Source organism: Comamonas sp. NyZ500, assembly GCF_016772095.1.
GTDB lineage: Bacteria > Pseudomonadota > Gammaproteobacteria > Burkholderiales > Burkholderiaceae_C > Comamonas > Comamonas thiooxydans.
Window position 1 is genome coordinate 266674 of sequence record NZ_JAEIJE010000006.1, and the last position, 8934, is coordinate 275607.

6 protein-coding genes are annotated in these 8934 nt (G+C 61.1%); all 6 read left to right on the forward strand.

Features of this window, described 5'->3' with window-relative positions; translation table 11 throughout:
* The first annotated feature begins 37 nt into the window (after positions 1-37).
* The 6 genes from trkA to gshB all read left to right on the forward strand — a co-directional run bounded on the left by trkA (position 38) and on the right by gshB (position 8639).
* Positions 38-1498, forward strand: coding sequence for a Trk system potassium transporter TrkA (gene trkA / locus JAO85_RS12315; protein WP_202788165.1), 1461 nt, complete (start codon positions 38-40; stop codon positions 1496-1498).
* A 9-nt stretch (positions 1499-1507) separates the two neighbouring features.
* Positions 1508-2974: a TrkH family potassium uptake protein gene (locus JAO85_RS12320; protein ID WP_039050275.1), complete on the forward strand. Its 1467-nt coding sequence runs from the start codon at positions 1508-1510 to the stop codon at positions 2972-2974.
* Between the two features lie 78 nt (positions 2975-3052).
* Complete coding sequence (gene gshA / locus JAO85_RS12325) at positions 3053-4348, forward strand: glutamate--cysteine ligase (protein ID WP_004340452.1); 1296 nt, start codon at positions 3053-3055, stop codon at positions 4346-4348.
* 79 nt (positions 4349-4427) lie between these two features.
* Positions 4428-6296, forward strand: coding sequence for a potassium transporter Kup (locus JAO85_RS12330; RefSeq protein ID WP_004340454.1), 1869 nt, complete (start codon positions 4428-4430; stop codon positions 6294-6296).
* 138 nt (positions 6297-6434) lie between these two features.
* Positions 6435-7613: a benzoate/H(+) symporter BenE family transporter gene (locus JAO85_RS12335; RefSeq protein WP_202788166.1), complete on the forward strand. Its 1179-nt coding sequence runs from the start codon at positions 6435-6437 to the stop codon at positions 7611-7613.
* Between the two features lie 78 nt (positions 7614-7691).
* Positions 7692-8639 carry a glutathione synthase gene (gene gshB, locus JAO85_RS12340; RefSeq protein ID WP_202788167.1) on the forward strand — a complete coding sequence of 316 codons (948 nt, stop codon included), beginning with the start codon at positions 7692-7694 and terminating at the stop codon, positions 8637-8639.
* Positions 8640-8934: the final 295 nt, after the last annotated feature.

Genomic DNA, 8934 nt, shown 5'->3' on the forward strand with positions numbered 1-8934 from the left:
AATTGATGCCGCAGCTTGGATCCCTTTCCATAACACCATGAAAATCATTATTCTGGGTGCCGGGCGCGTAGGCCAGAGTGTGGCCGAAAGTCTGGTGTCCGAGCAAAACGGAATCACCGTCATCGACACGGATGCGCGAGCATTGCGTGAGCTGGAGTCGCGCTTCGACCTGCGCGGCGTGGTCGGCAACGGCATCGATCCCCAGGTGCTGGCCGAGGCGGGCGCCAAGGATACCGACCTGCTGATCGCCTGCGCCTCCATGGACGAGACCAACCTGGTCTGCTGCAAGATTGCCCAGGCCGTGTTCGACATTCCGACCCGCATTGCGCGGGTGCGCTCGTCCAGCTTTGCGGTGGATGATCCGGTGCTGGGCAAGGAGGGTTTTGCGGTCGATCGCATCATCTGTCCCGAGGAATCGGTCACCAATTACATCCGCAAGCTCATCGAATACCCGGAGGCCATGCAGGTGCGCGCCTTTGCGGGCGGGCGAGCCGCCCTGGCCTCAGTGCGCGCACGTGCCGGCGCGCCTGCCGTGGGCCTGCAGATTGCCCAGGTGCGAGAGCGCATGCCGGAACTGGCCATGCGCATCGTCGCGATCTACCGTCGCTTCATGGACGAGCCCGACCGGTTTGTGCGCTGCGACGGGGCCACGCGCATAGAGCCCGGCGACGAAGTCTTCATGCTGGCCGCGACCGAGCATGTGTCCGAGGCTCTCAAGGCCATCAACCTGCCCGAAGGCCGCCCGAGCCGGCCGGTGTTCCGCATCATGATTGCGGGCGGAGGCCAGGTCAGCCTGCGGCTGGCCAGGAAGCTGGCGCAGACGCCCGGGCGCTTTCACGTCAAGATCATCGAGTCCAACGCCCAGCAATGCCTGAGCCTGTCGTCGGTGCTGCCTGCCGAAGTGCTGGTGCTGGAGGGGGATGCCACCGACGAGGCCCTGCTGGAGGAAGAGGGCATCGAGGAGGTGGATCTGTTTCTCGCGCTGACGGACGATGACGAGGACAACATCATGTCCAGCCTGCTGGCCAAGCGCATGGGCGCACGCCGTGTTCTGTCGCTGATCAATCGCCGCGCCTATGCCGACCTGATGCACGGCACGCAGATCGATATTGCGCTGTCGCCGGCGCAGGCCATGCTGGGCGAGTTCCTGGCCTACGTGCGCCGCGGCGATGTGCAAGCAGTGCACAGCCTGCGCCGCGGCGTTGCCGAGGCACTGGAGATCGTGGCGCGCGGCGACCGCAAGAGCTCGCGTGTGGTGGGGCGCAAGGTGGAAGAGCTGCGCCTGCCCGAGGAGGTGCATATCGGTCTCATCGTGCGCGGCATTCCAGAAGGCAAGACCTGCGAGGAAGTGGTGGGGGCGGCACTGGAGACCGAGGTCATCATTCCGCGCAGCCATACCGTGATCGAATCCGGCGACCATGTGGTGTTCTTCCTGCCCAACAAGCGGCTGGTGCGCAACGTGGAAAACCTGTTCCGCGTCAGCGCCACCTTTTTCTAAGCTGCGCTCATGAAAGATCTGCTCCCTGTCCTGCGTGTGCTGGGCATGCTGATGATTATGTTTGCCGGCGCCATGCTGCTGCCCTTTGGCATCTCCTGGTTCACGCAGGATGGCATCTGGCGTATCTATCCCTGGTCGATCGGACTGACGGTTGGCGTGGGCCTGTTGCTGTGGGGGGGTCTGCACCGCCACAAGCAGGATCTGCAACCGCGTCATGGCGTGATTCTGGTGACCCTGGTCTGGGTGGTGCTGCCGCTGTGCGCCATGGTGCCGCTGATGATGGGGTTGAACCGGGTGGGCATCTCCATCAGTCTCACCCATGCCTACTTCGAAGCCGTATCGGGCCTGACGACGACCGGGGCCACGGTGCTCAGTGGTCTCGATAAGCTGCCGGTGTCCATCAATGTCTGGCGTACTTTCATGCAATGGATGGGCGGCATGGGGATTCTGATTCTGGCCGTGGCCGTGTTGCCACTGCTGGGTGTCGGCGGCGCTCAGCTTTTCAGGGCGGAAGCTGCAGGTCCCGTCAAGGACACCAAGCTCACGCCGCGTATTACCGAGACGGCCAAAGGCCTGTGGGGTGTGTACGCGCTGTTCTCCATTGGCTGTTTTCTGACCTTCTGGGCCTGCGGCATGCAGCCGCTGGATGCGCTGATGCATATGTTCGCCACGGTGAGCCTGGGCGGGCTGTCGTCGCACGATGCCAGCTTCGCCTATTTCAACTCGCCGCTGCTGGAGGCCGCGGCCTTGCTGTTCATGTTGCTGGCCAGTTGCAACTTTGCGCTGTACTTCGTGGCCATGCGCAAGGGGCGCATCGATAGTTTCATGCGCGACCCCGAAATGCGCGCCACGATCGGCGTGCTGCTGGGCTCGGGCCTGCTGGTGGCGCTGCTGCTCTGGGTCAAGGGGGTCTATGGGCCGCTCGATGCCTTGCGCAACGGCATGTTCCACACGGTCTCGGTAGCCACGACCACCGGCTTTTCCACCACGGACTATCTGTCCTGGCCGGTGTTCATTCCCGTTCTGTTGTTGCTGCTGTCGGGGGTGGCCACCAGCGCGGGCTCGACCGGCGGCGGCATCAAGATGGTGCGCATGCTGATTCTGGTCAAGCAGGCCAGGCGCGAGATGACACGTCTGGTGCACCCGCGCGCCGTGCAGCCGGTGCGGCTGGGCGATGCGGTGGTAGATAACCCGATGATTTTTTCGGTGCTGGCCTACATGCTGGTTTACGGTGCCACCGTCATTGTGCTGAGCATGGTGTTGCTGCTGACCGATCTCGACCCTCTGACCGCCTTCTCTGCCGTGCTGGCCAGCGTGCACTGCATGGGGCCGGGCCTGGGGGCCGTTGGGCCCGCATCCAACTACACGGTGTTGACGGATTTCCAGATCTGGGTGTGTACTCTGGGCATGCTGTTGGGGCGGCTCGAGATACTGAGTTTCATGGCTTTGCTGTCACCGGCGTTCTGGCGTCGTTGAAACAAAGACTGGGGAAAACACCTATCTCATGCTTCAATCTCTACAATTGCCCCCCACCATCGTCTCCTGAGGGTATTTATGGTTCCACATCTCGTCACGGCTTTGACCGGCCCCATTAACGAACTTGAGCAGCGCATTCTCGACTCCATGCCTGCCATTGAGCGTTGGTTCCGCCTGGAATGGATGGAGCACACGCCGCCGTTCTACTGTTCGGTGGATATTCGTAATGCGGGTTTCAAGCTGGCACCGGTGGATACCAACCTGTTTCCAGGCGGCTGGAACAACCTGACCGATGAAATGCTGCCACTGGCTGTCCAGGCTGCGATGGCTGCCATCGAAAAGATATGCCCCGAGGCGCGCAATCTGCTCATCATTCCCGAGAACCACACACGCAACACCCACTATCTGGCCAGCGTGCTGCAGCTCAAGCGCATCTTCAGCATGGCGGGTCTCAATGTGCGCATCGGCTCCATCAGCCCCGAGATCAAGAAGACGCTGTCCATCACGCTGCCCCTGGGCGACGAGATCAAGCTGGAGCCGGTGATCCGCAGCAAGCGCCGTCTGGGCCTCAAGGATTTCGACCCCTGCACCATTTTGCTCAACAACGACCTCTCCACCGGCGTGCCCGGCATCATCGAGGAGCTGTACGAGCAATACCTGCTGCCGCCGCTGCATGCAGGCTGGAATGTGCGCCGCAAGAGCCGTCACTTCCAGAGCTACGAGGAAGTCGGCAAGCGCTTCGGCAAGCTGCTGGGCATCGACCCCTGGCTGATCAACCCCTTGTTCGGTCATGTGGAGAACATCGACTTTGCCGAAGGCACGGGCATGGAGGCCCTGGCCGAGCAGGTGGACGTGATCCTCTCCAAGGTGCGCCGCAAGTACAAGGAATATGGCATCAAGGAAAAGCCGTTTGCCGTGGTCAAGGCCGACAACGGCACTTATGGCATGGGCGTGATGACCGTGCGCGACGCCAAGGAGCTGGCTGCGCTGCCGCGCAAGAGCCGCAACAAGATGGGCGTCATCAAGGACGGCCAGACCGTGCATGACGTCATCGTGCAGGAGGGCGTGCTGACCTATGAGCGCATGCACAACGCCGTGGCCGAGCCCGTGGTCTACATGATGGATCGTTACGTGGTGGGAGGTTTCTACCGCATGCACCCCGAACGCGGCGAGGACGAGAACCTCAATGCCCCCGGTGCGGGCTACGTGCCCCTGGCTTTCCAGCAGAGCAACCACCTGCCTCAGGCCAGCGCGCGTCCGGGCGCCAGCGCACCCAACCGCTTCTATATGTATGGCGTGATAGCACGTTTGGCCATGTTGGCGGCCAGCTACGAGTTGGAAGCCACTAATCCCGACGCAGAAATCTACGACTGATTTCGCAGGCGCTGAGGACAGCGCACAATGCCGACAATTTGATCACTTGGTGACTGCCTTACGAGTCGCTTCCTGAATCGTGCAAAATTCGAAATCCTCGCTAGGCGCCCTGACCCTGGGCGCGATCGGTGTCGTCTACGGAGACATCGGAACCAGTGTTTTGTACTCGGTCAAGGAGGTTTTCGGCTCAGGCTATGTGCCGTTCACGCCGGACAACGTCTATGGCGTGCTCTCGGTACTGTTCTGGACGCTCACGGTCATCGTCTCCCTCAAGTACGTGACCCTGGTGCTGCGCGCCGACAACAACGGCGAGGGCGGGCTGGTGGCCATGCTGGCCCTGGCCTCGCAGACGGTCAAGGACAGGCCGCGACTGTCCGGCACGTTGTTTCTGGTGGGTATGTTCGGCACCTCGCTCTTCTATGGCGATGGCGTTATCACTCCGGCGATTTCCGTGCTCTCGGCGGTTGAGGGCCTGGAAGTCATCTCGCCGCATTTCACCAAGGCCGTGATTCCGCTGACACTGGTGATTCTGTTTCTGCTGTTCTTCGTGCAAAAGCGCGGCACCGCAGGCATAGGCAAGTTCTTTGGCCCCGTCACCGTGACCTGGTTTGTCTGTATCGCCCTGCTGGGCGTGCACCAGATCATGGGGCATCCGGAAATCCTGGCGGCACTCAGCCCGCATTACGCGGTCCGCTTCATCTGGAACAGCCCGGGCATCAGCTTCATCATTCTGGGCTCGGTCGTGCTCTGTGTGACGGGTGCCGAGGCGCTGTACGCCGATCTCGGGCACTTCGGCAAGAAGCCTATCCGTCTGGCCTGGTTCAGCGTTGCCATGCCGGCGCTGACCTTGAATTACTTCGGTCAGGGCGCTTTGCTGCTGGCCAATCCCGAGGCAGTCAAGAACCCGTTTTTCATGATGGCACCCAGCTGGGCGCTGCTGCCGCTGGTCATCATGGCCACCATGGCCACGGTGATCGCCTCGCAGGCGTTGATCACGGGAGCCTTCAGCGTGACGCGTCAGGTCATTCAACTGGGCTACTTCCCACGTTTTGAGGTACGCCACACCAGTGTGAAGGAGACCGGCCAGATCTATATGCCCCTGGTCAACTGGGGCCTGTTTGTGGCGATTGCGCTGGCTGTTCTGCTGTTTCGCAATAGCGGCAATCTGGCGGCGGCCTACGGTATTGCGGTGACGCTGGACATGCTGATCACCACCATGCTGACCTTCTTTGTCATCCGCTATCGCTGGAACTATTCGCTGGCCTTGTGCCTGCTGGCGACGGGCTTCTTCTTCGTGGTGGATCTGGCTTTCTTCGCCTCGAATCTGCTCAAGCTGTTTGAAGGCGGCTGGTTCCCGCTGCTGATCGGTGGCACGGTCTTTACCCTGATGATGACCTGGCGCCGAGGGCGCGAGCTGCTGCATCAGAAGTTGCAGGCGGATGCGCTGGATCTGCGTCAGTTTCTGGAGTCCACCTGGCGTCATCCGCCCACGCGCGTGCCCGGCACGGCGGTTTTCCTCTCGGGGGAGCCCGGCACCGTGCCGCATGCGCTGCTCCATAACCTCAAGCACAACAAAGTGCTGCATGAGCGCAATCTCTTTGTGACCGTGCGCAACCACGAAGTGCCCTGGGTCGGGATGGACAAGCGGGTGGAGGCAGAGTCGCTGGGCGGCGACTGCTGGGAAGTCATCATCCACTACGGCTTCAAGAACGAGCCCGATGTGCCTGCTGCGCTGGCGCAGCTGCGTACCCAGGGCTGCAAGCTGGACTCCATGTCCACCAGCTATTTCCTGTCGCGTGATGTGATCATCCCGCGCATGAACAACTCCATGGCGCACTGGCGCGAAAAGCTGTTTGCGCAGATGCACAAGAATGCGAGCCGGGTGGCTGATTTCCTGCACCTGCCGAGCAACTCGGTGGTGGAACTGGGCTCCAAGATCGAGCTGTAAATACTTTGAGTTAAATAGGCCTTTGGCTCTTTACCAGTAAGCGCTGATAGCTATTGATTTTGATGTGATGATGGGCTTCGTCATTCGCGCTTACGCGGAGTGCATCATTTTGGGTGGGGCTGGTGCCAGAATGCACGGATGCGCTTTTTCAAAGACTTGAGCCCTGCCGCCGTGGCCGCAGGCTTTGTGGCCGTGCTTGTGGGCTTTACCAGTTCGGTGGCCCTGGTGTTTCAGGCGGCGCAGGCGTTTCATGCCACGCCTGAGCAGATTACTTCCTGGATTTGGGCGCTGGGCCTGGGCATGGGTCTGTGCTCGCTGGTCCCGTCGCTGATTCTGCGCATGCCGGTCATGGTGGCCTGGTCTACCCCAGGGGCGGCGGTGCTGGCGACCGCCGGGCTGGCGGGCGGTTTCTCCATGGGGGAGGCGATCGGCGCCTTTATTGTCAGCGCGGCACTCATCATTCTGGTGGGGGTGACCGGCTGGTTCGAGCGCATCATGAACCGCATCCCCATGGAAATCGCGTCGGCCCTGCTGGCCGGCGTGCTGGCCAAGTTCGGCATGCAGGCTTTCTCTGCGGCCGAGACCAATCTGTCCCTGGTGCTGGTCATGCTGCTTGCCTATCTGCTTTCGCGGCGTATGGCGCCTCGCTATGCGGTCATCATCACCCTGCTGGCCGGAACCGCCTGGGCGGCGCTGAGCGGGCAGATGCAGTGGTCGGCCGTGCATGGCGGGCTGGCCATGCCGGTCTATACGGCTCCCGAGTTCTCGCTGCAGGCGCTCATCAGCCTGGCGTTGCCCCTGTTTGTCGTGACCATGGCTTCGCAGAATCTGCCGGGAGTGGCGGTGATACGTGCCACAGGCTATCCGATACCCGTCTCCAGGGTCATCAGCATGACGGGCGTGGCGACCTTGCTGCTGGCGCCGTTTGGCGGTTATGCCCTCAACCTCAGCGCCATCACGGCGGCGATCTGCATGGGAGACGAGGCGCATGAGGATAGGGACAAGCGCTATACCGCTGCTGCCGTTTGCGGACTGCTATATATTTTGATAGGTGTCTTTGGTGCGGTGGTCACCGGTCTGCTGACGGCCTTTCCCAAGGAGCTGGTGGCCTGCATCGCCGGACTGGCCCTGCTGGGCTCCATAGGCGGCGGCATGGCGACGGCCTTCAAGGAGGAAAAGCACCGAGAGGCAGCGCTCATCACCTTTCTGGTCACGCTCAGCGGCGTTGTCATCGCAGGGGTGGGCTCAGCCTTCTGGGGTGTGGTTGCAGGCAGCCTGGCCCTGCTTGTCCAGAGCCTGCGTGCGCGCAGGACCTGAGTATCTGCCGTCATATTGTGGTGTTTTGCCCGGCTGGGCATGATGCCGGTATCTACCTCTACCGCTAGAGTTTTCACCATGCAAATACTGTTTGTTGCCGATCCGCTGGAATCCTTTGTCATCTACAAGGACTCCACCTTTGCCATGATGCGTGAGGCTCAACGCCGAGGACACCAGATCGTGGCCTGCGAGCCCCGCCATGTCTCCTGGCAAAGCGGCGGCAAGGTCATGGCGCAGGTGCGCCATATCAGCCTGACCGGGGAGCAAGACCGCTGGTTCGAGGAGACGCGAAGCGCTTTGACGGCACTGGCAGATTTTGATGCCATCGTCATGCGCAAGGATCCGCCCTTCGATTCCGAGTTCTTCTACGCCACGCACATGCTCAGTCAGGCCGAGCGTGAGGGCGCCAAGGTCTTCAACAAACCCAGCGCACTGCGCGAGCATCCCGAAAAGCTCGCCATCATGGAGTTTGCACAGTTCATCTCGCCGACACTGGTCACGCGCAGCGCCCAGGACATCCGTGCTTTTCATGCAGAGCACAAGGACATCATCCTCAAGCCGCTGGACGGCATGGGGGGGATGGGCATCTTCCGAGTCGGCGAAGACGGCCGCAATTTAGGCAGCATCATCGAAACCCTGAATCAGGGCGGCTCCACCAGCGTCATGGTGCAGAAGTTCCTGCCCGACATCGTTCATGGCGACAAGCGGGTGCTCATCATAGGCGGCAAGCCCGTGCCGTTCTGCCTGGCACGCATTCCGCAGGGCAATGAGGTGCGCGGCAATCTGGCGGCTGGCGGCAAGGGGATTGCCCAGCCATTGGCGCAGCAGGACAAGGCAATTGCCGAGTTCATTGGGGAGCGTTTGGTGCAGCGTGGCCTGCTATTGATCGGACTGGATGTGATTGGTCACAACGTCACCGAGATCAATGTGACCAGTCCCACCTGCTTCCAGGAGATCTTTGATCAGACCGGCTGCGATGTGGCGGCACTGTTTGTTGATGCACTGGAGCAGGCAGCTAGCGCCTGAGAAGCGACAAAGAACCCCGGCAGGCCTTGCCTGCCGGGGTTCTTTGTCTGGATGTTCGTGTGGATGTTGCCTGGCCTGCCAAAATCTGTGTACAATGCAAGGCTTCACTGAGCGAAATGCAAATTTTTGCTAGCCGATCCGAAAGAAATCAGGCGGCAAAGTTGTGATAGAATTCAAGGCTTCGCTGATCGCAGCAAGCAACGAGATTCAAGATCGGTTTTTCCGGTTTTGCACTCGGTTCCTTAAAAAAATACAGCCGATAAGCGTGGGCGTTTGAGGGCAAGCAGCCAGTTCT

Coding starts and splice junctions, on each gene's coding strand:
- JAO85_RS12335 (WP_202788166.1), top strand. CDS start 6,435: ATGCGCTTTTTCAAAGACTTGAGCCCTGCCGCCGTGGCCGCAGGCTTT.
- trkA (WP_202788165.1), top strand. CDS start 38: ATGAAAATCATTATTCTGGGTGCCGGGCGCGTAGGCCAGAGTGTGGCC.
- gshA (WP_004340452.1), top strand. CDS start 3,053: ATGGTTCCACATCTCGTCACGGCTTTGACCGGCCCCATTAACGAACTT.
- gshB (WP_202788167.1), top strand. CDS start 7,692: ATGCAAATACTGTTTGTTGCCGATCCGCTGGAATCCTTTGTCATCTAC.
- JAO85_RS12320 (WP_039050275.1), top strand. CDS start 1,508: ATGAAAGATCTGCTCCCTGTCCTGCGTGTGCTGGGCATGCTGATGATT.